Origin of the sequence: Flavobacterium sp. WC2409 (assembly GCF_041200085.1) — a bacterium.
GTDB lineage: Bacteria > Bacteroidota > Bacteroidia > Flavobacteriales > Flavobacteriaceae > Flavobacterium.
Window position 1 is genome coordinate 2,962,797 of the sequence record NZ_CP165625.1, and the last position, 22,778, is coordinate 2,985,574.

At 32.4% G+C, this 22,778-nt stretch carries 21 protein-coding genes; 9 read left to right on the forward strand and 12 right to left on the reverse strand.

The genetic code is table 11. From position 1 onward, the window contains the following. Positions 1 to 135: 135 nt before the first annotated feature. From AB3G34_RS12790 to AB3G34_RS12810, 5 genes are all read right to left on the reverse strand, one after another. Positions 136 to 327, reverse strand: a complete 192-nt coding sequence (locus AB3G34_RS12790; protein ID WP_369752648.1) for a hypothetical protein — start codon at positions 325 to 327, stop codon at positions 136 to 138. A gap of 182 nt (positions 328 to 509) precedes the next feature. Then, a complete protein-coding gene (locus AB3G34_RS12795) occupies positions 510 to 1,148 on the reverse strand; it encodes an NYN domain-containing protein (RefSeq protein ID WP_369752649.1) in 639 nt (212 codons plus the stop codon). A 205-nt stretch (positions 1,149 to 1,353) separates the two neighbouring features. Then, positions 1,354 to 3,771, reverse strand: a complete 2,418-nt coding sequence (locus AB3G34_RS12800; RefSeq protein WP_367755559.1) for a ribonucleoside-diphosphate reductase subunit alpha — start codon at positions 3,769 to 3,771, stop codon at positions 1,354 to 1,356. Positions 3,772 to 3,950: 179 nt separating this feature from the next. After that, complete coding sequence (locus AB3G34_RS12805; protein WP_187018179.1) at positions 3,951 to 4,928, reverse strand: ribonucleotide-diphosphate reductase subunit beta; 978 nt, start codon at positions 4,926 to 4,928, stop codon at positions 3,951 to 3,953. 343 nt (positions 4,929 to 5,271) lie between these two features. Further along, entirely contained in the window at positions 5,272 to 5,838 is a 567-nt protein-coding gene (locus AB3G34_RS12810) for a DUF3109 family protein (RefSeq protein ID WP_369752650.1), read from the reverse strand. A gap of 289 nt (positions 5,839 to 6,127) precedes the next feature. Between AB3G34_RS12810 and AB3G34_RS12815 the strand changes: the two genes are divergently transcribed. From AB3G34_RS12815 to AB3G34_RS12830, 4 genes are all read left to right on the forward strand, one after another. Further along, positions 6,128 to 6,709: a MarC family protein gene (locus AB3G34_RS12815; protein WP_367772298.1), complete on the forward strand. Its 582-nt coding sequence runs from the start codon at positions 6,128 to 6,130 to the stop codon at positions 6,707 to 6,709. 127 nt (positions 6,710 to 6,836) lie between these two features. After that, on the forward strand, positions 6,837 to 7,040 hold the full coding sequence (locus tag AB3G34_RS12820; protein WP_367755567.1) for a hypothetical protein: 204 nt from the start codon (positions 6,837 to 6,839) through the stop codon (positions 7,038 to 7,040). 5 nt (positions 7,041 to 7,045) lie between these two features. Continuing rightward, positions 7,046 to 7,651, forward strand: a complete 606-nt coding sequence (locus tag AB3G34_RS12825) for an FAD-dependent oxidoreductase (RefSeq protein ID WP_367772300.1) — start codon at positions 7,046 to 7,048, stop codon at positions 7,649 to 7,651. A 137-nt stretch (positions 7,652 to 7,788) separates the two neighbouring features. Beyond that, positions 7,789 to 8,460 (forward strand): lysophospholipid acyltransferase family protein, encoded by a 672-nt coding sequence (locus tag AB3G34_RS12830; protein WP_369752651.1) that lies wholly within the window; start codon positions 7,789 to 7,791, stop codon positions 8,458 to 8,460. Between the two features lie 49 nt (positions 8,461 to 8,509). Here the strand turns inward: AB3G34_RS12830 and AB3G34_RS12835 are convergent, their stop codons facing one another. Genes AB3G34_RS12835 through AB3G34_RS12850 form a run of 4 tightly spaced genes read right to left on the reverse strand, consistent with a single transcriptional unit; the run spans position 8,510 to position 11,984 of the window. After that, a complete protein-coding gene (locus AB3G34_RS12835) occupies positions 8,510 to 9,340 on the reverse strand; it encodes an alpha/beta hydrolase (RefSeq protein WP_367772304.1) in 831 nt (276 codons plus the stop codon). 45 nt (positions 9,341 to 9,385) lie between these two features. Continuing rightward, positions 9,386 to 10,954 (reverse strand): S41 family peptidase, encoded by a 1,569-nt coding sequence (locus AB3G34_RS12840; protein ID WP_369752652.1) that lies wholly within the window; start codon positions 10,952 to 10,954, stop codon positions 9,386 to 9,388. Next, positions 10,955 to 11,386, reverse strand: a complete 432-nt coding sequence (locus AB3G34_RS12845; RefSeq protein ID WP_367774073.1) for a cytidine/deoxycytidylate deaminase family protein — start codon at positions 11,384 to 11,386, stop codon at positions 10,955 to 10,957. It abuts the gene before it with no gap. 4 nt (positions 11,387 to 11,390) lie between these two features. Next, positions 11,391 to 11,984 (reverse strand): HupE/UreJ family protein, encoded by a 594-nt coding sequence (locus tag AB3G34_RS12850; RefSeq protein WP_367772308.1) that lies wholly within the window; start codon positions 11,982 to 11,984, stop codon positions 11,391 to 11,393. A gap of 186 nt (positions 11,985 to 12,170) precedes the next feature. On the opposite strand from AB3G34_RS12850, the gene AB3G34_RS12855 reads away from it, so the two are divergent. Continuing rightward, positions 12,171 to 12,608: a TerB family tellurite resistance protein gene (locus tag AB3G34_RS12855; RefSeq protein WP_367755578.1), complete on the forward strand. Its 438-nt coding sequence runs from the start codon at positions 12,171 to 12,173 to the stop codon at positions 12,606 to 12,608. Between the two features lie 46 nt (positions 12,609 to 12,654). On the opposite strand, the gene fbp is transcribed toward AB3G34_RS12855, so the two are convergent. Further along, positions 12,655 to 13,674: a class 1 fructose-bisphosphatase gene (gene fbp, locus AB3G34_RS12860; protein WP_367772310.1), complete on the reverse strand. Its 1,020-nt coding sequence runs from the start codon at positions 13,672 to 13,674 to the stop codon at positions 12,655 to 12,657. Between the two features lie 168 nt (positions 13,675 to 13,842). Between fbp and AB3G34_RS12865 the strand changes: the two genes are divergently transcribed. From AB3G34_RS12865 to AB3G34_RS12880, 4 genes are all read left to right on the forward strand, one after another. Continuing rightward, on the forward strand, positions 13,843 to 14,322 hold the full coding sequence (locus AB3G34_RS12865; RefSeq protein WP_367755582.1) for an N-acetyltransferase family protein: 480 nt from the start codon (positions 13,843 to 13,845) through the stop codon (positions 14,320 to 14,322). A 30-nt stretch (positions 14,323 to 14,352) separates the two neighbouring features. Then, entirely contained in the window at positions 14,353 to 15,609 is a 1,257-nt protein-coding gene (locus AB3G34_RS12870; RefSeq protein WP_367772314.1) for an aspartate kinase, read from the forward strand. An 84-nt stretch (positions 15,610 to 15,693) separates the two neighbouring features. Further along, complete coding sequence (locus AB3G34_RS12875; protein WP_369752653.1) at positions 15,694 to 19,125, forward strand: hypothetical protein; 3,432 nt, start codon at positions 15,694 to 15,696, stop codon at positions 19,123 to 19,125. An 84-nt stretch (positions 19,126 to 19,209) separates the two neighbouring features. Further along, the gene (locus AB3G34_RS12880) at positions 19,210 to 19,794 is read left to right on the forward strand and encodes a hypothetical protein (protein ID WP_369752654.1); all 585 of its coding nucleotides are present in this window, start codon (positions 19,210 to 19,212) and stop codon (positions 19,792 to 19,794) included. Positions 19,795 to 19,893: 99 nt separating this feature from the next. On the opposite strand, the gene AB3G34_RS12885 is transcribed toward AB3G34_RS12880, so the two are convergent. Both AB3G34_RS12885 and AB3G34_RS12890 read right to left on the reverse strand, forming a co-directional pair. Next, positions 19,894 to 21,834 (reverse strand): OmpA family protein, encoded by a 1,941-nt coding sequence (locus AB3G34_RS12885; protein ID WP_369752655.1) that lies wholly within the window; start codon positions 21,832 to 21,834, stop codon positions 19,894 to 19,896. 10 nt (positions 21,835 to 21,844) lie between these two features. Continuing rightward, complete coding sequence (locus AB3G34_RS12890) at positions 21,845 to 22,771, reverse strand: type IX secretion system membrane protein PorP/SprF (RefSeq protein ID WP_367774075.1); 927 nt, start codon at positions 22,769 to 22,771, stop codon at positions 21,845 to 21,847. Positions 22,772 to 22,778: the final 7 nt, after the last annotated feature.

A 22,778-nucleotide genomic window follows, 5' to 3' on the forward strand; every position in this document is an offset into this window, starting at 1 on the left:
TTATGAAGTATAATCAATCTATTTTATAAAAAATAAAGAATAGGCAGAACAAAAAAAAGCTGCCAAAAAAGGCAGCTCTGTATTTTAAAATATAATCCTCGATCTAGCAAAAGCCAACACGAGTTAGTCTTCAATTCATTTTTTAAACACATCCATGAAAAAACTGTCGGCAATAAAAAGACGATTGCATTCTATAAAAAAGGCTAAAATAAATATCTCGATATTACTAGCTTGTTTTGAATAAACAATCAATTCATTAGTACAAGTAGCATAAAATAAATGTATCATTTTTTTGCTTATTTCCTTAGTTTTTTCAATTGCTCTCATAATTCTGCCATTTGATATTACAAATATACCTCCTATGCAGCTCAATCATTTTATAGAATTATTTGTTAGTTTTATATAATTATACCTCACAAAAAGAACGGTTTAGCTTTTTGAGTTGCAATTAAAAACCGAAATAACTCCAAATAAAGAGCAGCTATCAAAATTGATAGCTGCTCTTTATATTATGACCAATGTTTTGGCTTTTTCAAAACATATCCATCTTTCTTTATAACTTCTAGTTGAAATTGACTATCTACAAGTTTTTTTCGACCAATAGTTAATGACCCTTTTGCAACCAATGAAACAGATTGATTATGCCTTTTTGGTGGAAAAGCAGCAAAAACTCTTTTGTTCTTAAAAATTTCATGTACTGCTCTCATTGGAGGAACTAAATCACTATCGCCAGAAATCAACATTGCCATATCATATTTATCTTGATAAGCGTCAATCAAAATTTGTGTTGCAATATTAACATCAGTCATTTTCTCGTTAAATTTAGGCCAAACATTTTGACATCTTTTACATTCAATTTTATCAGACTGATAATTTCCAAAAAAAATATTAACGCCGATAGCCTCAAGTGCTTCAATGTATGTATTTTGTCTTTTCTGCTTTTCAGGATTATTACTTACCCTACTAGTAAAATACTTAACCTCTACTAAAACCTGATTAGATTGCAATAAATTATTAGACAAAAGAATCAAATCCAGCCACTTACAATAATCAAGCCCAGCTTCTAACATCCCAAAATATAAGTTAAAACCATCTATATAAACGATAACTCTTTCTTTTTTTGTTAAAACATTTGTTTCACTCATCATTTTTTACTTATATTTGCAACACATAAACAACACTAAAGATAGCATCTTTAGTCCGACGCCTCTCTTGAGGCGTTTCTTTTTTTATACCCATAGTAATCTTATCAATTTCTCACAATAAGAATTGATGAAATCACATTTAAAATACATAAAGAACCCTTGCAATTAAATACTAATAAGCAAGGGTTTTGTTTTTTATAACTAAATATTAACTACCACACATTTCACAATCGTCTGGACCTGCATTTTTAGCCAGTTCAATCATTGCTCTGTATTCCTCGGCACTCATGGCCGCTGGTTCTACTGCTTCCACTGCAATTGCAACTTCTTGTTCTTTAATTTCTATTGGTTCTGTTTTTTTATCGTTGTTCAATGTAAATTTAATCGCATCCACTGCCGCTTTCGTTCTTAAATAATACATTCCTGTTTTCAATCCAGATTGCCATGCATAGAAATGCATAGAAGTCAATTTAGAATAGTTAGCATTTTGCATAAACAAGTTCAATGATTGAGATTGATCTACAAAATAACCACGTTGACGTGACATATCTATAATATCTTTCATTGACATTTCCCAAACAGTTTTATACAGTTCTTTCAAATCTTGCGGAATGTTTAAGTCCTGAACTGAACCGTTATTACGCATCAATTCTTGTTTCAACGTTTCGTTCCATAAACCACGTTCTACTAAGTCATGTAACAAATGTTTGTTCACTACAATAAACTCACCCGAAAGTACTCTTCTAGTATAAATATTAGACGTATAAGGTTCAAATGCTTCATTGTTACCTAAGATTTGTGAAGTAGAAGCTGTTGGCATAGGCGCTACCAATAAAGAGTTACGAACTCCATGTTCAACCACTTCTTTTCTTAAAGAACCCCAATCCCAACGACCAGATAGTTCTTCATCTTTCATTCCCCACAAATTGTGTTGGAATTCTCCTTGAGAAATTGGTGACCCTTTGAAAGTAGAATACGGCCCTTCTTCTTTGGCCATTTCCATTGAAGCCGTTACAGCTGCAAAATATAAAGTTTCAAAAATTTCTTGGTTTAGTTTTTTAGCCTCATCAGATGTAAAAGGCAAACGCAACATAATAAAAGCATCCGCTAATCCTTGTACTCCAAGACCAATTGGTCTATGACGCATATTAGAGTTTTTAGCCTCTTCAACAGGATAATAATTTCTATCAATTACCTTATTCAAGTTTCTAGTTACCCGTTTGGTTACTTTGTATAAAGCATCGTGATCAAATTTTCCATTCTCAACAAACATGGGCAATGAAAGTGAAGCTAGGTTACAAACCGCTACCTCATCTGGAGAGGTGTACTCCATAATCTCCGTACACAAGTTAGACGAACGAATCGTTCCTAAATTCTTTTGGTTTGATTTACGGTTAGCCGCATCTTTATATAACATGTATGGCGTTCCAGTCTCGATTTGAGATTCTAGAATTTTCTCCCACAATTCATGCGCTTTGATCGTTTTCCTACCTTTACCTGCTTTTTCATAATCCGTGTACATTTTTTCAAATTCTTCACCATACACATCATACAATCCAGGGCATTCGTTAGGACACATTAAAGTCCAATTCCCGTCTTCTTGTACACGCTTCATGAATAAATCTGAAGTCCACATCGCAAAGAATAAATCTCTAGCACGCATTTCTTCTTTTCCAGTATTCTTTTTCAAGTCTAAGAAGTCAAAGATATCCGCATGCCACGTTTCGATGTAAATAGCAAAACTTCCTTTACGTTTTCCTCCACCTTGATCTACATAACGTGCTGTATCATTAAACACACGCAACATAGGAACAATCCCGTTTGACGTTCCGTTAGTACCACGTATATAAGAACCTGTCGCACGAACATTATGAATAGAAAGACCTACTCCACCTGCTGATTGAGAAATTTTTGCCGTTTGTTTCAACGTATCATAAATTCCATCAATACTATCATCTTGCATAGCCAAAAGGAAACAAGAAGACATTTGTGGTTTTGGAGTTCCTGAATTAAACAACGTTGGCGTAGCATGTGTAAAGAACTTTTTAGACATTAAGTCATACGTTTCTAAAACAGAATCTAAATCATCCAAGTGAATCCCCACAGAAACACGCATCAACATATGTTGTGGTCGCTCTACAATTTTCCCGTTTATTTTAAGCAAATAAGAACGTTCTAATGTTTTGAAACCAAAATAATCGTAGTTAAAATCTCTATTATATATAATATGTGAATTTAAAAATTCAGCATTTTCTTGAATTACTTTATGTACTTCTTCTGATAATAATGGTGCTTTTTGACCATTTCTTGGATTAACATAATGAAACATTTCGTTCATCGTTTCTGAGAACGATTTGTTGGTATTCGAATGTAAATTTGAAATGGCAATTCGAGCCGCTAATTGAGCATAATCAGGGTGTGCGATAGTCATTGACGCTGCTGTTTCAGCTGCCAAATTATCCAATTCTGATGTCGAAACCCCATCGTAAAGTCCTTCAATAACACGCATTGCCACTTTCACAGCATCTACCAAATCATTTAAACCATAGCATAGCTTTTTAATTCTATCCGTGATTTTGTCAAACATTACTGGTTCTTTGTGACCATCTCTTTTAATTACATACATAAGCTCAATTGTTTTTTAAAAAACAGAAAATCCCTTTTCTATTTTTTGGGTATTTGTTAATTTTTTTTGGGAAGCTAATCCCGCTCTCATTCCTATCTTTGTGTTTTTTAAAGAAAAAAACACAAAGGATATTCCCTTCCATCGGGGCTAGGTGCCACCGGTAACCTAAAAGCTAATTTCTAAAAATCAGCATCAAAAGATATTTTTTGAGCATCACCATCCGTGTTCATCACACCTGATTTTTGATATTCAGCCACTTTCTTTTCGAAGAAATTGGTTTTCCCTTGCAATGAAATCATATCCATAAAATCAAAAGGATTTGTAGTATTGTATTCTCTTTCACAACCTAATTCCACCAATAATCTATCAGCCACAAACTCTAAATATTGAGTCATCAATACGGCATTCATCCCTATCAAACTTACAGGAAGTGATTCTGTAATAAATTCTCTTTCGATGTTTAACGCATCTACAATAATACTTCTAATTCTTTCTTTTGGCACTTTATTCACCAAGTGATGGTTGTGTAAATGCACTGCAAAATCACAATGAACTCCTTCGTCACGAGAAATCAACTCGTTAGAAAAAGTTAATCCAGGCATTAATCCACGTTTTTTCAACCAGTAAATAGAACAAAATGCTCCTGAGAAGAAAATCCCTTCTACTGCTGCAAAAGCAATTAATCGTTCTGCAAATGAATCCGATTCAATCCATTGTAAAGCCCAATCTGCTTTTTTCTTAATGGCAGGGAAAACTTCTAATGCATTAAACAATTCATCTTTCTCAGCTTCATCTTTTACATAAGTATCAATTAATAAAGAATACGTTTCACTATGAATATTCTCCATCATGATTTGAAAACCATAAAAGAATTTTGCTTCCGCATATTGTACTTCATTTACAAAATTTTCAGCTAAATTTTCATTTACGATACCATCTGAAGCAGCAAAAAAAGCTAAGATATGTTTTACAAAATAACGCTCGTCATCAGAAAGTTTATTATTCCAGTCATTTAAATCTTGAGATAGATCTATTTCTTCAGCTGTCCAAAAACTAGCTTCCATACTTTTATAAAATTCCCATATATCATGGTGCTTGATAGGAAAAATTACGAAACGATTTTTATTCTCTTGTAATATTGGTTCAATTTGCGACATTGTAGTTGTTTATTTTTTGAAAATTTATGTATTCCGTGGATTACAAAGATTGGAAAATATTGCCATTATTAAAAGCCAAACTTATCCACAATCGGCACTAGTTTTTAACAAACATAAAAATTAGGATTCTTTTTTGACGTAAATACAATTGACTGAAAAACAGTATTTTAAAAATTTAAAAGTGTCGTTAAGCACCGTAATACATAGGATTTTTAAAATCCAAATACAATGATTTAACAATGTTTTTTTGTTAAATTTTTTCCTTCCAAATAAAAATTAATAGACAATTTGTTTCGGATAATCGAATCGAAAACAAAATACTTTAATCTAAGATGCAAATGAATTAAAGTTTCATCTCAAGAGCCACTTTTTCAAGCTCTAAATACCAATCCTCACCAAATTTTCGAACTAAAGCCTCTTTTACAAATTTATAAACAGGTACTTCAAGCTCTTGACCTAGTGAACAGGCTGGATCACAAATATCCCATTTGTCATAATTAACAGCGGCAAATTCAGTAAAATCTTTTACACGTATTGGATATAAATGACAAGAAACAGGTTTTTTCCAGTCAATTATTCCTTGATTGTAGGCTTGTTCAATACCACAAAGTGCCGTTTTGCCATCAAAAATAACATAAGCACAATCTTTATTGTCAATCAGTGGCGTTTCAAGATCACCATCTGTTCCATTTACCCAAACTCCTTGTGCCTCAATAGCTTCAATTCCTTGTTTACGAAGAAATGGTTTTACTTTTGGATAGATTTCTTCCAGAATTTTTGTCTCCTCTAAACTTAGTGGTGCACCAGCATCTCCATCTACACAACAAGCGCCCTTACAAGCAGACAAATTGCAAACAAAATCTTTACTTAATATATCTTCTGAGACGATGGTTTTTCCTAACTGAAACATGCTTTTTTTTATAACTATTGAGAATGCAAAGGTAGCATTAAAGTAATCAAGTTGCAAAGGAAAGCGTCATAAGCAATAAAACCACTGCGGTTTAAACCACTATTATTAAAGACCATAAATAAACCCGTACAGCAACTCTGTTTTTTATTTAGGAACAATTTCTTTTTTTAACACAAATAGTTCATTTTTAATCAATTTACATCAAAAAAAGAGCGAGAAATAGCTATCTCCGTAAAGCATTTAAAAATCAAAAATAATTGTACTTTTGTGCCCATAAAAAATTAAAAAAATGTTTGAGTTAAGTTGGAAAGAAATTGCTACCGTTGGAATGGTATTGTTTGCCGTAATCGATATTTTAGGAAGCATTCCTATTATTGTTGATTTACGTACTAAAGTAGGGCATATCCAGTCTGAGAAAGCCACTATTGTAGCCATGATCATTATGATTCTATTTCTTTTTGCTGGAGAAGAATTGCTAAACATAATTGGAATTGATGTCAATTCATTTGCAGTGGCTGGTTCTTTTGTATTATTTTTTCTAGCTTTAGAAATGATTTTGGGCATTCGTTTATATAAGGACGAAGAGGAATCTACAACTGCTTCAATCGTTCCCATTGCCTTCCCATTAATTGCTGGCGCTGGAACCATGACCACTTTGTTATCCTTAAAATCTCAATACCATACAATCAACATCATTATTGCCATTTTACTCAATATGATCGTCGTTTACCTAGTTTTAAAATCATCTTCAAAAATCGAGCAAATGCTTGGAAAATCTGGTTTAGGTGTCATCAGAAAAGTTTTTGGAGTTGTTTTGCTGGCAATTGCTGTTAAATTATTCGGCGCTAATGTTAAAGGTTTGTTTGTCTAATATATTTTTTTATAAATTTACCCCCTAATGTACTCTGTAAATATAATCTGATTTTTAAGAGAAAAACATTTTTTAAAAAGAACACTCTCAATATTTTTTATATTTTCGGAACAAAAAAAAAAACATTATGAAAATCTTTACTAACATATTAGTGTTTCTAGCATTGGCACTTATTGTTTTCAATATTACTTTGTTAGACTTCAAACACCCGTTTCAAGGAGATAGCGTAGTTGCTTTTATAGGAATTGCCGCTTCGTTTTGTGCTGTATTAATTCTTTTAATTTTTAGAATGTCTAAAAAGATAGAAGAAAAAATGAATGATAAGTTATAACACCTATGTTCGATGTATTAATTATTGGCGGTGGGGTTTCAGGGATATCTTGTGCACTTGTCTTAGGTTCTGCAAAAAACAAATCCTTTGTCACTGACAAGCAAATTGGGGTTATCACTCATCAAAAAGCATCTTCGCTTCAGGACGCCCTTTTTAATAATGCCTATGGAATTGCTCCAGGAACATTAGGGACTACTCTACTACAAGAAAGTACACAACATTTATCAGAGGCTTATCCTCATATAAAGCAAATACCAAACGAAAAAGTCCTTAAAGTTGAAGGGGTTTATCCAGAGTTTACTATTACTACAAATAAAAACACCTATACAAGTAAAATTGTTGTTATTGGTATAGGATCCGCAAATACGTTTGCTATTGAAGGATTAATGCAATATGTAGAACCACACCGAAAAGCACTACCCGAAAAACAACGAATCCAGCTACAAAATTCAGATCATAAAGTCGCTGATGGAATTTATGTTATCGGAACTTTGGCAGGATGGAGAAGCCAGCTGGCTATTGCTGCAGGAAGTGGCGCTGCGGTAGCTACAGATATTCTTACTTTGTGGAATAACGGCATCCAAACCCATGCGCACGACAGCATTAGATAAATAGAAATTAGCATATTAGAAAATTAATAGTAGATTTACCTTTTTTATAAATCAACACTATGTTTTCATTTCTACTTGGCCTACTCAGACTTATCGTTTTTATCCTATATATTTCCTTTTTTTCATTAACCTTTTATTTGGCAAGTTTTTTTTGGAGTGAAAAAACTACAAATCGCAATGCCCTAATCCTACGTGATTTTATAATAAAAACAACAAATCAAATTTTAGGAATCCGCACTATTGTTTATGGTGAATTACCGAAAACTCAAGGGTTAATTGTAGCCAATCACCGTTCTTATTTTGATCCAATAGTAATTGTAAGTCATATTCATGCTTATCCTGTAGGCAAAAAAGAAGTAGCGTCATGGCCACTTATTGGCTATCTCTGTAAAATATCAGGAGTGATTTTTGTTGAACGAGAGTGCCAAGACAGCAGACAGAAAACGTGTGACATGATCAAGAAAACACTAAATGAAGGATCTTCAATAATTAATTTCCCTGAAGGAACAACTGATATTTTACCCACCACATTACCTTTTAATTATGGTTCGTTTAAAACTGCAACTCAAATAAAAGCAGCAATAATTCCTGTTGCAATAGACTATAAAGTAAAATCAGATGCCTTTGTAAATGACGACACTTTTATCCCTCATTTTTTAAAATGTTTTGGAAAACCAACTACCGAAATAAAGATTACTTATTTCCCACCAATCTATTCCGATGATGCTGAATTTTTATTAAATACATCTAAAGTAATGATTGACAAAGAACTTATTCGCTTTAGAAAAGATTGGGATAGTGAAAAATAAAAGACCTTAAAAAGAATCAATTTACTAAGAAACCGATACGGAATGAATCTTATTTCTTCTCCAAAATTTCCTTTGTAATAGCATTAACTTCTTTTATCAATAAAGGAAAAGCAGGCTCAGGCATGGAGACATGATCAAATCCTTCGAGCTTGTATAACGTAGTACGTTTGTGACCTGCAAGTTTCATCATACGCCACATATAGGCATTTTCTTCATAACGTCCCAACATTTCCAATTCAGGATCACCCGTAATAAGTACTAAGGGTGGCGCATCAGGACGAACAAAATAAAGAGGTGCATATTCATCTATTAAAGGCTGAATATCATTCATCCCTTTTTCTTTACGAATGGTAAAATGAGTAATTGTATGCCCACTAAAAGGAATGTTTCCTGCTATTTTATTGGCGTCAATGCCATACTTACTTAAATACTTTTTATCAAGACCTACCATCATAATAAGATAACCGCCAGCCGAATGCCCCGATAAAAAAATTAAATTCGGATTCCCTCCATAATTACTAATATGTTGAAAAGCCCACGCTATCGCCGCAGCAGCATCCTCAATATACACTGGTGCTTTCACTTTGGGTGAAAACCTATAGCCTACTCCTATTACTGCGAAACCTTTTTCTAATAATGCAGTTGGTATTTCTTTATGTCCTCCAGTAAGTCCTCCTCCATGAAACCAAACCACTGTAGCGAAATTGCTCGTTTTTTTAGGATAATAAATATCCAAAGTACATTGAGAGTCTATATATTTATCACTTTTACTTAGTGAATCTGAATAATAATGAATGTCTTTTTCTAACGAATATTGTTGTTGTGCAATTCCCGAAAAAGTCGATAATAGTACCAGTAAAAAAAAGAGTTTCTTCATCATTATTTTTAAAATTAAAATCTTAACCTATCACAAATTGAGATGTATTTATTTTAAGACTGCTTTTATCATTGCGTCTTCTTTTAAAATCACCTCATAATAACTGCTCTCTCCATAAAACTGTCTAGCTAGTTCGGCTGTAAGGTATCGCTTCACAATCGCCTTGTTTTTGACAAATTTTATATCCAATCCATTTTTGGAAAGAAACTTTTGGAAAGCATTAAAATACAAATCGGTTTCGTTCATTTTTGCAACAAATTGCTCTAAAGACAATCCTTTAAAAACAGTACGGTTTTTGTCTAATTGTTCGAAAACAAAATTTCCAACAATTCCAGATTGCATGAGATAAACAGTGTTCTCATTTCCGTGTTCTAAAGCAATAGGAACAAAAACATCAGGAACAATCCCTCCGCCACCGTAAACTAGTTTCCCTTTTGGCGTTTTGAATTTTAGACTATCCACTACTTTAATACTGTCTTTCTCGTACAATTCCCCATTAGCAAATCGAGATTCCGACTCCTTAAAATAGGATTCATTTCCTTTTGTGTACGGTTTTTGTATAGAGCGACCAGTGGGGGTATAATATCTAGCAACAGTTAATCTAACTGCCGAACCATCGTCAAAATCCATTTCACGCTGTACTAATCCTTTCCCAAAAGAACGACGTCCCACAATAGTTCCTCGGTCATTATCTTGTATAGCACCCGCTAAAATCTCACTTGCTGAAGCACTATTCTCATTAATTAAAACAAAAACATTTCCAGTTTCAAAGTCTCCTTTTTTTGTTGCATAGGTTTTATCAACCTTCCCTTTTTTATTTTTGGTGAAAACAATTAACTCTTTATCTTTCAATAATTCATCAGCAATTTCAATGGCTTCTTCCATGTATCCACCACCATTATCCCTAAGATCAATAACCAATGTTTGAGCACCTTCTTTTTTCAATTTCAACAAACCAACTTTAAATTCCTCATAAGTGGTTTCTGCAAATCGGTTTATTTTTATATATCCTGTTTTGGCATTTAGTAATAATGAAACATCCACACTTTTTAAAGGAATGACATCTCGGATAATATTTAATTTTAATTTTTTATGCTCCGATTTTCTATAAATAGTGAGCGATACTTCCGAGCCTTTCTCTCCTTTTAAATAGGAATATAAACTATCACTAGATAATTTACGACCAAATAATTTTGTCTTATCGGCATATAAAATTCGGTCACCCGCTTTGATTCCCGCTTTTGCCGAAGGGCCATTTTCAACTGGTTTTATTATCGCTACTGAATCATTATACATGTAAAAATTAACGCCAATTCCCACAAAATTACCTTTCATGTTTTCTGCAACTTGCGCTTGCTCACTTGGCGGAACATACACAGAATGTGGATCTAGTTGTCCTAAAATATTATCAACTGTAATATTCACAATTGAATCCGTATTTACATCATCAACGTACTCATTATCAATGAAATCAATTAATTTATTGAGTTTGTTTTTAGAACTACTTTTTGCTACTAGAAAATCATCATTGGAATTATTAAAATACTTACCAAGAACGATCCCCAACGACAGCGTTGCACAAATAATTATAGGCAAATATATTTTATTGATGTTCATTTATTCTTCTAATAATGGAATATGTTCGACCACCACACCCGCTTTCTTTAAAAACTGAATTCCAGAATCATCTCGATATCCTTTGTGATACACTACTCTCTTTATACCCGATTGATGTATCAATTTACTACATTCTTTACAGGGTGAAAGTGTAATATACAAAGTTGCTCCTTCGCAGGATTGAGTAGATCTTGCCACCTTTAATATGGCATTAGCTTCTGCATGTAAAACATCCCAACGTGTTAATCCTTCTTCGTCTTCACAACAATTTTCAAAACCAGAAGGAGTTCCATTATATCCATCAGAAATTATCATTCGGTCGCGAACAATAATAGCACCTACTTGTTTGCGCTTACAGTAGGACAAAAGCCCCCACTCTGTTGCAATTCTGAGGTAGGCTTTATCGTACTTATTTAACTTTTTATCTTCCATTTTATTATCTGAACCAAATTTCATTTTCAATAATCATAGGCAATACTACCCCTATTATAAATGCTGACATAACCAAAGTCCAATCTCTTTTGGAAAACCTAAAAATGGTTTGAACAATATATGACAAAACTAAAACAATAAAAACAACTACAATTTGTGCCGCCTCAATACCTAAGGCAAATTCTCCTAATGGCAGTAATTTAGAGGTTGCCGTTCCGCCAAGAATGGATTTAAAATAATTTGAAAATCCCAAACCATGAACAATCCCAAAGAACAGTACAATAAAAAATACCAAATTAATGCTTTCTTTCTTGTTCGACTTACCAGCTGTAAAAAGGTTAAATAGCGCCGTTACTAATATGGTTATAGGAATTAATAATTCTACAACATTAACTTTAATAGCAATAATTCCAAATACAGAAAGAATCAAGGCCATAGTATGCCCAATTGTAAAAAGGGAAACTAAGAGTATAATTCTTTTCCAATCTCTAAAAGAGAATGGAACCGCCAAAGCGATTAAAAACAAAACATGATCATAAGAATGTATATCTAAAACATGTTTTAATCCTATTTGAAAATAAATCCAAAATTCTGACATAGGTTTTTTTATTAAATTTATAAAGGGGTTGTAAACTTACGATTTATTTTGAAAATGTTGGATTCGAAATCCCAATTCCAAGAATAATATTATAATTAAAACTAAGGTTGTTAAAGAAAAATTAAAAAGAAAATTAATAATTTAAAAATTGAATTATCTTTGTCGAATATAAATAAAAAATTAACTATGTCATTTTCAGATTTATTTGATAACGAATTCAAACAAAGAAACAAAGGTCACTTTGCTTCTATAGTAAGATTAGCATTAGCTGATGGTGTTTTTGCTCCAGAAGAAAAAGAGTTTCTAGACAAATTAGCCATAAGACTTGAAATATCTGCAGCAGAATACGAAGAAATTTTAGAGAACCCAACAAAATACCCAATCAATCCTCCCTATTTAAACTCTCAAAGAATTGAGCGTTTATTTGATTTGGCTCGAATTGTAAACGTTGATCACCATTTAGGTGACAACCAAGAAGTGATGCTAGAAAAACTTAGTTTAGGTATTGGATTCACACCCGAAAACGTAAAAGCTGTTGTTGCAACAGCACTTTCATTAGCAGATGAAAAAGCAGATTTAGATACTTTCATACTAGAAATAGAGAAAGCGGAAAAAATGAACTAATTATATAAAAAAAGCTTCCGAAATTTCGGAAGCTTTTTTTATATTTTTAATACTTACTCAATTTGGCTTCAAGCATAAACTCCTCTGCTTTTTCAACCATATTGTAACTCCCACAAAAGAAAGGTACTCTTTCATGCAATTCTGTTGGTTCAATTTCCATTATTCTTCCAAAACCATCAGACGCTTTTCCTCCAGCTTGTTCAACAATAAAAGCCATTGGATTACACTCATAGAGTAATCTTAATTTTCCTTTTGGAGCTTTAGAACTTGTAGGGTAAATATAAATACCTCCTTTGATCATATTCCTATGAATATCCGAAACCAAACTTCCTATATAGCGAGAAGTATAAGGCCTGTCTCCTTCTTCGGATTGACAATACTTAAGATAATTTTTTACTCCTTGTGGAAAATGGATATAATTCCCCTCATTTATGGAATAGATATTTCCATCTTCAGAAAACTTCATATCAGGATGTGATAAGTAAAACGTCCCAATAGCGGGATTTAAGGTAAAACCATTTACTCCATGACCTGTAGTATAAACTATCATCGTTGATGTTCCATAAATAACATATCCAGCAGCAACTTGATTTGTACCAGGTTGCAAAAAATCTTCTAAAGTAACAGGTGTTCCTATAGGAGTTATTCTTCTATAAACCGAAAAAATAGTTCCAACAGAAACATTTACATCTATATTAGAAGAGCCATCTAATGGATCCATGAGCACAACGTATTTATTGTTATGACTATGATCACTTCCTTCAACTGTTATAAATTCATCATTTTCTTCAGAAGCAATACCACAAACAATTTCCCTATTGATTAAAGTTTGAATAAAAACTTCATTGGCATATACATCTAATTTTTGCTGATCTTCTCCTTGAATATTTTGTTCTCCAGCTGCCCCAATAATATCAACCAGACCTGCTTTATTAACTTTGTAATTGACAACCTTGGCTGCCAAACGAATGGAATTGATAATCCTTGATAATTCACCTGACGAATATTGAAAGGCATTTTGGTTTTCAATGATGAATTCTCCTAGTGTTGTGTTGCGTTCTTTCATTACGAAATCGTTGTAGTTTTTTTGAAGTCACAAATATCGTTTTTTTTGTGAAAATGAATTGAATAAAATTTAGTTAGTTTGCGTCTATTGTATATTTGTGTAAAAAAAAGAAAAAACAAGTGTTTAAAAAGCTTTATTTTTAGCAAATAACCTAAAAAATAAGAATTCATGAAAATTAGAAGAGGAAAATCAGAAGATATGGTTGCGGTACTTGACCTTATTCAAGAATTAGCTATTTTTGAAAAAGAACCAGATGCGGTTTTAATAACTGCTGAAGATTTAGTAAGAGATGGTTTTGGTGCTAATCCCTTATTTCATGTTTTTGTAGCCGAAGTAGATTCGGAAATAGTAGGTATTGCTCTTTACTATTATCGCTATTCTACATGGAAAGGAAAAACACTTCATCTAGAAGATTTAGTGGTAAAGGATAAAATGCGCGGAACAGGATTAGGCTACGCATTATATTCTGAAATTATAAAACAAGGAAAAAAAGATAACGTTCGTAGAATTGAATGGAATGTTCTTGACTGGAATACACCAGCAATAGATTTTTATGAAAAATCAGGCGCTAAAGTATTAAGAGATTGGGATAATGTCCAAATGGATGAAGAAGGAATTAATGACTTTCTAGAAAACAAGTTAAAATAAAGTATAAGATTACATTTTTTAAAAATTATTATGAGAGTATTCAAATTTGGTGGAGCTTCTGTAAAAGATGCTGAGGGAATTAAAAATGTTTATGACGTTTTACAAAAAGTAGGTTACGAGGATGTTTTATTAGTAGTATCTGCAATGGGAAAAACTACTAATGCCCTTGAAATGGTTATCAAAAACTATTTTGATAAATCGGCTGAATTACAATCTTCTGTTCAAGAAGTAAAAAAATATCATAATCAAATCTTATTGGATTTATTTGAGGATGATAAAAATAATGTGTTTGAAGCTGTAAAATTACAATTTGCTGATTTAGAATTTTTCTTATCTCATAATAAATCACCTAATTACAACTTTGTTTATGACCAAATTGTAAGTTATGGTGAATTGATTTCTACTACCATTTTGAGTCATTTCATGAATTTCATGGGTATAAAAACGCAGTGGATAGATGTTCGAAATTTTATAAAAACAGATTCGAATTACAGAGATGCCGAGGTAGATTGGGAATTGACACAAAAAAATATTTCGAAAAATGTAAAAAGAAAAATTTTAAACATTACTCAAGGATTTTTGGGATCAGATGACAACAACTTCACAACAACATTAGGTCGTGAAGGGTCTGATTATACTGCTGCCATTTTTGCTTATTGCCTAAATGCTGAAAGTGTTACCATCTGGAAAGATGTTCCTGGTGTAATGAATGCGGATCCTAGGTATTTTGAAAATGCCAGTTTATTAAACCAGATATCGTATCGTGAAGCAATTGAGTTAGCCTTTTATGGAGCAACCGTTATTCACCCAAAAACATTACAACCTTTACAAAAAAAGGAAATTCCATTATATGTAAAATCATTTATCAATCCTTTACTAAAAGGAACAAGTGTTTCAAAAGGAGTTGCATTAGAACCTTACCTGCCTTGTTTTATTGTAAAAAGAAACCAATTGTTAATTTCTCTTTCTTCAATTGATTTCTCTTTTATCATGGAAGAAAATATCAGTGAGATTTTTGCTTTATTCCATCAGTTTAAACTTAAAGTGAACTTAATCCAGAATTCGGCTATTAGTTTCTCTGTATGCGTTGAAGATAAGTTTGATAATTTTACAGAAATGAATGCTATATTGTCTAAGAAATTTAAAGTTGACTTTAGCCAAAACGTTACTTTATATACCATTAGACATTTTAACGATGCTGCTGCACAAACAGTAGAACAAGGAAAAAAAGTAATTTTGAAGCAAGTCAGTACGGAGACGATGCAAATTGTAACTAGCGAAAATTAAATATCATTTCTTTTGCGCTGTCTTTTTACAAGACGAAAATTATATAGAATACACTACTTTTGACATATAGACGTTATTCTCTTTATGTTAAAAAAAGCACTGCTAATACTAATGATTATTTGTTTTTCTGGGATTTATGCCCAGGAAAACAAATCATTATATCAAAGCAAAAAAATTGCGCCATCTAAGGATACCATCCATATAGAAAACGAAAGTCTAAACTCCAGTTTTCTAAAACTACTGAACGCAAATAATCAACTCATTGATTCTAAATCTTACAAAGTAGATTTTAAAAAAGGAACACTAATTTTAAATGAGGAAGTCTACAACAAGACAGATTCCATCACTGTATATTATTTAAAATACCCAGAATTTCTAACCAAAGTATACCAGATTTACGATTCCAGCAGATTGGTAAGTACTGATATTGATTCGGAAAAACAGTATAGAATTGATCCAACTCCTATTCAAGAAAACGTGCCGTTTGATGGATTAAGTACATCCGGAAGTATTACGCGTGGCGTTACTATAGGAAACAATCAGAATACTGTTTTAAATTCAAATTTAGATTTACAAATTACAGGAAAAATATCCGAAAAAGTAAATTTAAGAGCTTCACTTCAAGACAGCAACATCCCTTTACAAGATGGGGGTTATTCTCAAAAATTAGATCAGTTTGACAATGTTTTCATGGAACTATATAGTGATAAATGGAATATAAGAGCTGGTGATGTATTTCTAGAAAATCATAAATCTCAATTCCTTAATTTCAATAAAAAAGTACAGGGACTTTCGACATATTTTGAATTTGGAAGTGACGAAAACAAAACTAATATTTTCACATCAGTAGCGCTTGTTAAAGGGCAATACGCCAAAAGTAATTTTATTGGTATTGAAGGAAACCAAGGTCCGTACAAATTGAAGGGTCAAAACGGTGAGCTGTATGTGCTGGTTGTATCTGGTTCGGAAAGAGTTTATGTCAATGGAACTTTGCTGAAAAGAGGAGAAAATAACGATTACACCATTGATTACAATGCCGGAGAAATAATCTTCACCCCTCTTTTTACAATAACTTCCGAGATGCGAATTGCAATCGAATATCAATATTCTGACAGGAATTACACTCGCCTTGTAACTTATGTTGGAGCAACTCATGAAAATAAAAACTGGAGTTTTGGCAGTTATATCTATTCTGAGAATGATATAAAAAATCAACCTCTACAACAAAATTTATCTACAGAACAAGCGCAAATATTAGTAAATGCAGGTGACAATACTAGTTTAATGGTAGCTCCTTCGGCATATGCGGATAGTTATTCGAATAATAAAGTACTCTATGCAAAAAAGATAGTAAATACTATTGAAATTTTTGAATACTCTACTAATTCAGAAGATGAATTATTCAATGTTCGATTTAGTTCAGTGGGCATAAATAAAGGAAATTATGTCTTAAAAGACGCATCTAACCTCAGTCGAATTTATGAATATGTTCCTCCAATAAATACTATTCCTCAAGGTGATTATGAGCCCATCATTCAACTAGTGGCACCTACTAAAATTCAAGTAGCAACATTTTTAGGAAAATATAATCCTTCTGAAAAAACTTTAGTTGATTTTGAACTTGGAATTAGCAACAACGATCTAAATTTATTCTCAACTATTGATGACTCAAATAACCAAGGTATAAGTGCTAAAATAAACACGAAGCAACGTCTTTTTTCAAAAAAATGGACAATAGATGCATTTGCAAATTATCAATTCACTCAGAAAAATTTTAAAACTGTCGAGCGTCTTTACACCATAGAATTTGACAGAGACTGGAACCTAGGCGGATCAACTATAGGAAATCAAAGTTTATTGGTCACGGGGTTAAATTTTAATTTAAGTCCAAATAATAAAAATCAAAGCAACGGCATTATCAATTATCAATTTGAAAAACTGGATTTCTCAGATAGTTTTTCAGGAAATAGAAATCTTCTAAAGGGTCAGTTTCAGCTTAAAAACTGGAGCTTTCAAAACCAAAGTAGTTACTTAAAAAGTGATGCAATAACTAATACTTCAAAATTCATTAGAAATCAATCTCAAGTACGCTACCATTTTTATAAAAACTGGATTGGAAGTAGTCAACGTTTAGAAGACAACCAAGAAAAAAACAAATCAACAAATCAATTTACAGCATTAAGCCAAAAATTTTCTGAATACGGTTTTTTTGCAGGACGTGGTGACAGCACCGCAGTCTATGTTCAATTCGGTTTTCTAAATCGGGTGAATGATAGTATTCAAAATAATCAATTGCAAAGAGTAAACAGCTCAAAAACGTATTATTTGAAATCTAAATTAATTCAAACTAACAAAAGTGATTTGTCAATTTATGCCAACTATAGAGTTTTGGATTATAACGAAGAATCCAAAAAAAGTGAGCCTTCCTTAAATTCACGCATACTGTATAATGACCGCTTTTTTAATCAATTAATTCAAAGTACCAGCTCGTACGAAACGAATTCTGGCACACTTCCTCAACAAGAATTCACTTACTTAGAAGTTCCTGCCGGGCAAGGAGCCTATACATGGAATGATTACAATAATAACAAAATTCAAGAATTACAAGAGTTTGAAATTGCCGCCTTTATTGATCAAGCAAAATACATTCGGGTTTATTTACCAAATAGAGTTTATATAAAAACACATCAAACTAAGTTTTCACAATCCTTGATATTAAATCCAAATCAATGGCAAAATGAGGATAACTTTAAACGAATACTCTCTTATTTTTATAATCAAACTTCTTATCTCATCGATCGAAAAACAAAAAATGAAGGAGATAATTTCGAATTTAATCCATTTAAATCTTCACAAGAAAATATGTTGGGTCTGAGTTCAAGTTTCAGAAATAGTTTGTTTTACAATAGAGGAAAACAACAGCATTCCGTAACCTATACCTATCTTCAAAATCAAACAAAAAATCTACTTTCAATTGGATCACAACAATCCAAGAACAATTCTCATCAAATCCAATATTCCCATTTATACCAAAAAAGTTGGTTGTTTAGTACATTTGCAAAAACAATAAAAACTTCAATACTATCCGAAAACTTTTCTGAAAAAAATTATACCATTACCGGATATCAACTGGCTCCTAAAATCAGTTATTTATTTTCCAAAAATACAAGTTGGGATATATTCTATGAATTACAAAACAAAGAAAACACCATTGGAAATTTAGAAACTTTAAATCAAAATCGTTTTGGAACATCTTTTTCTTATGCCAACGATAAAAAAATCACGATGAATGGAGAAGTTTCCTTTTATCAAAATAAATTTACTGGTAATGAATTCTCCTCAGTAGGTTTTCAAATGCTCGAAGGACTACAAACAGGGCAAAATATTACCTGGAGATTACTCTTACAAAAAAACATAACAGAGTTCCTTGATATTAACTTGAATTACCAAGGAAGAAAGAGTGAGTCTAGTCCAGCAATACATACTGGAAACATTCAACTGAGAGCCTACTTTTAAATTAATTGGCTTAATTATTGTGATTTGATTTTCGTAATAATTAATTTATTACTTTTATTCTTTAATCTTAAAAAACAGACTATTATGAAAAAATTATTGTTGTTTTGTTTAGCATTTGTGTTGTCAAATAGTTTTTATGCACAAGAAGCGGTGGCTAAAAAGAAAGTCACTAAAGCTACAACAGAAAAGGTAGAAAAGGCAGACAAATCAGTGGCTAAAGCGGAAGCAGAAAAAGAGGCCAAAAAGCAAGCTGCTAACGAAAAAAGAAAGGCGACTATTGCTGCTAAAAAAGAAGCGGAAGCAAAGGCAAAGCTTGATGCAGAGAAAGAAGCAAAAAAGCAAGCAGCAAATGAAAAGAGAAAAGCTACAATTGCTGCAAAAAAGGAAGCTGTAAAAACAACTACAAAAATCGAAACTGAGAAAGAGACTAAAAAACAAGCAACTAGTGTAGCTAAGAAAAACCTTAGAGTTGCTACTAGCTCAGCAAATAAAAGTGCAAAAGCAACGACTAAAAAAGTAAAACCAAAAATTAAGGAAACTACAGAAAAAGCACCAAAAGTAGCTGATAAAATTACTGGTGAGTACAATGGTAAAAAAGTTTATACTGGACCTAGAGGAGGAAAATATTATATAAACAAAAACGGGAACAAGACTTATATTGAAGAGTAATATTCCATTTTTAATTAAAAAAAAGAGGCTTTTTCAAAATGGAAAAGCCTCTTTTTATATTAGTTCTATTACCAAAAGGCAATAAAAATATTTCATTTATTATTCCATCGAAATAACAACAAATTCACTGCGTCTATTCGCTTGATGCTCGGCTTCTGTACATTGAACACCATCTGCACATTTATTTACCAATTGAGATTCTCCATATCCTTTAGCTGTTAATCGACTTGCATCTATACCATTTTTAATCAACCAATCTCTAGTTGACTTGGCTCTTCTATCAGATAATGCTTCATTATATTGTGCTGTTTGTCGGCTATCAGTATGTGAGCGTATATCAATTTTAATTTTAGGAAATTCATTCATTACAGCAACTATTTTTTCTAACTCAAAAGCTGCATCTTTTCTTATGAAAGATTTATCTAAGTCAAAATAAATAATTGGAATATCTAAAGTTTTGGCAAGATCAGTGCCCACTCCTATTGGTTTGATTCGTTTTTCTAATTCAAGAGACAAATAACTTTCTCCATTTACTTTTTCAATAGAAATCGAACCTTCCTTCGTTTCATAATTACGTTTCTCAGCACGTACGTAATACGTTTTTCCACATTCAACTTCGAAACTATACTGCCCTCTTTTATTAGTTACATTTCCTTTTAACAACTGATATTTCTCATCAAACAAACTCATTTTTGCATCTTCAAGGAAATCTCCTGACTCTTTATCAGTGATTGTTCCTTTTAAGATTTGTTCACATGTCAGCTTCTTTGTTTCAGAAAATTTATAGATATCATCATATCCCTTTCCTCCTTCTCTATTAGATGTAAAAAAACCGATACGGCTTTTGCTATCAATAAAAAAACCAAAATCATCTTTAGGTCCATTAATTGGAGCACCTACATTTTGGACTTCGTTAAAACTTTTGTCCTTTTCAATTTTAGCAACATAAATATCTAACCCTCCAAGTCCTGGACGGCCATCAGTAGCAAAATACAACTCGTTATCATCACTGACGAAAGGAAATGTTTCTCTTCCTTCAGTATTGATTTTTGTGCCTAAATTCTCAGGAGTTGAATATGTTCCGTCTTCATTAATTGTTACTTTAAATAAATCAGACTGTCCAAAAGTTCCTGGCATATCTGAAGCAAAATATAACGTTTTATCATCATTACTTAGAGCAGGATGAGCAACACTGTATTGATTGCTATTGAATGGTAATTCGGTGACATCCTTCCACTCTCCGTCTTCTAAAGTTGCTTTATATATTTTTAGTAAAGTAATTCTTTTACTGTCTTTTCCTTTTTTGCCGTCTAGAAAATTATTTCTGGTAAAGTACATTGTTGAACCATCTTTTGTAAAAACGGGTGTAGATTCATGAAACTTTGAATTAATTCTGTTTCCAAAGCGTTTTGGTTCTTCTAATTTTCCATTTGATTGTACTTCAGAACTATACAAATTAGTAAAAGATTGATTGGTCCACTTAAAAACTTTTTTAGAAATCCCACCAGTATCACGAGCTGAAGCAAAAACCAATTTGTTACCTGAAAAAGAGGTCCCATAATCTGAAAATTCCGAATTGATTCCGGCATCCTCGACGTTAAATCGGCCCGAATTTGCTTTAATTTCTTCTAAATAATCTTTATGCTTTTCGTATAATTTAGCTCTTAAGTCATTTCCAGACTTCTTGTTAAACTGATCAAGCATTTTGTCTGCTTTAGCATATTCTCCAATTGACTTAAGTGCTTGTGAATACCTATAAAGATATTCTGGCTCTTGATTCTCATTCAGCAAAAAAAGTTCACCGTACCACTTGGCAGCCTTATCTAATTCTGCATTGAAATAATAAGCATTACCCAATTTTTGAAACATTTTTTCGTCTTTGTACCCTTTTTCTGCTACTCTTTCATAAGTTGAAATTGCATCAATGTAAGCATACTGCTCATATTTTTTATCAGCTGCAGCTACTTTGGCTTTTTGAGCATGTCCCTTAAGACTTAGCAGACTTAAAAGGACAATGTAAACGTAGGATTTAATTTTCATAATAAATTAATTAAAAGAATCTTGGAGATACTATTCTATCGTACTTATTGAACAATTCATATCTTAAAAAGATTTCATGTGAACCAGAATTATAATTAGCAAGTTTCGTAGTTTCTAAGTCATAACCATAACCGATAAACCAAGAATCACTAGCTTGAAAACCAACCATAGCACTTATAGCTGCACTCCATCGATAAGCAATCCCTGCTACAAATTTTTCGTTTATCAAAAAATTTCCTGATAAATCAACTTGTAAAGGAGCCCCTTGTACCACTTTAGTTAGGATCGATGGTTTGAATTTCACATCTCCGGTTAAGTCAAAAACATGTCCAGCTATTAAATAATAATGTATTTTTTCTGTAGCTATATGTGTATTTGAACCAGTCCCTGCATAACGATCAAAATGTTTCGTCTCTAACAAGTTAGGCGCAGAAATACCAAAATATGTATCGTCAGAATGATAATACAAACCAACTCCTATATTTGGCGAGAATTTATTATCCACATTAGTGGAAAAAATATTATCACCACTGTCATACTGGTTCAATTTGTTAAAATCAATGTTCAGTAAATTAGCTGTTGCCTTTAAACCAAACGACAACCTATATCGATCTGAAGTTTCAATACTATAGGAGAAATCAGCTGCAACATTGGTTTCATCAGACGGTCCTATTTTATCACTAATAATTGATAATCCTAAACCAATATTGCTTCCTTCAATAGGTGTGTTTATAGATGCTGTACTAGTAACCGGTGCGCCATCTAGACCAACCCATTGGGCTCGATGCAAAATAAACACATTCATCGACTCTCTTGATCCAGCATACGCCGGATTAATATTAATCGTATTGTACATATATTGGGTAAACTGTGCATCTTGCTGTGCATAAATCGATCCCGATAATAGAAGTAAAACTAATAATAACTTTATTTTCATCATTTTT